This is a genomic window from Cobetia sp., assembly GCF_983723665.1.
In genome coordinates this window covers 1-1,166 of record NZ_CFDJES010000007.1, presented here as the reverse complement: position 1 = coordinate 1,166, position 1,166 = coordinate 1, and the positions used below count along the sequence as shown (strand labels likewise).

Genomic DNA, 1,166 nt, shown 5'->3' with positions numbered 1-1,166 from the left:
CAGGCGCCTCATGAGCTCCTCTGGCTCAATCTGATCTCTGACATGGCTTTCATCACTCGACTGAGTCGATCGTCGAAGCACCCTGCCTGCAGTTATTTAGTTTAATTTCTGTTGGTTGGTGCCTGTGAGTTGAGATCGGGCTGTTGGTGTCCTGGTCCGACGTTGGCTCGCTTGATCATCGATGGTATCAGTGCCTTGAATGATGAAGTTTTGAGCGCTCAAAAAATGTCCACAAGCGATGATTATGTAATGTTATCCACAGTCTGTCTGTTTGTTACGTATCCAGTAATTGCGGGAGCCTGGGGCGTAAGGGAATTTACGTTATAGACGCGAGAATCGTCACCTGAACACGTATTTCCAGGCGGCGCATGGCAGTGTCGTGGGGGTATGCGAAGCCTTGCGGCAATTGTCGAGCGCCCGAGCGTTGAGGCGCTCGCCTTCTGGGGAGTATGAGGTTTGCCATGCTGGGAGGGTTGGCAGCGGTGTGTGCCTTCGCGCTCATGGCAGGCCAGTGCCTGCTCCGATTGCGCCGTGCAACTGAGAGGCGGCATCACGCAGGGAAGGCTCATGTCATTGGCAATGTTGCGCACGCGCGCGTCACTTGGTCTCGAGGCACCGGAAGTTCAGGTGGAGGTACACCTTTCCAACGGCTTGCCGGGGCTGTCCATCGTCGGCTTGCCGGAAGCGGCGGTGAAGGAGAGTCGCGAGCGGGTGCGCAGTGCGCTGCTCAATGCCGGCTTCGAGTTTCCGGCGCGCCGTATCACCCTCAATCTGGCGCCAGCGGACCTACCCAAGGAGGGCGGACGCTTCGATCTGCCCATCGCGCTGGGGATTCTGGTTGCCTCCGGGCAGATACCGGAAGAGGCCGTGGCAGCGATGGAGTGCCTCGGCGAGCTGGCGCTCGATGGCAGCATCCGTGCCGTGACCGGTGTGCTGCCAGCCGCGCTCTGCTGTCGCAAGGCGGGGCGGACGCTGGTGGTGCCGCGCGGCAATGCCGACGAGGCGGCACTCGCCGAGGAGTTGGAAGTACTGGCGGTGGGCCATCTGCTGGAGCTGGTGGCTCACCTGCTGGGGCGCGAGCGCCTCACGCCGCATGTGTGCTCGATCATTCCCCAGGCGCGCCTGCCGGAGCCCGACCTGAGCGAGGTGCGTGGCCAGCATCAGGC

1 protein-coding gene is annotated in these 1,166 nt (G+C 61.3%); it reads left to right on the top strand.

Translation table 11 applies throughout. From position 1 onward, the window contains the following. Positions 1–567 precede the first annotated feature (567 nt). Positions 568–1,166: magnesium chelatase domain-containing protein (locus AC4FAH_RS01600; RefSeq protein ID WP_490245578.1), on the top strand; the 599-nt coding region annotated here is incomplete at its 3' end.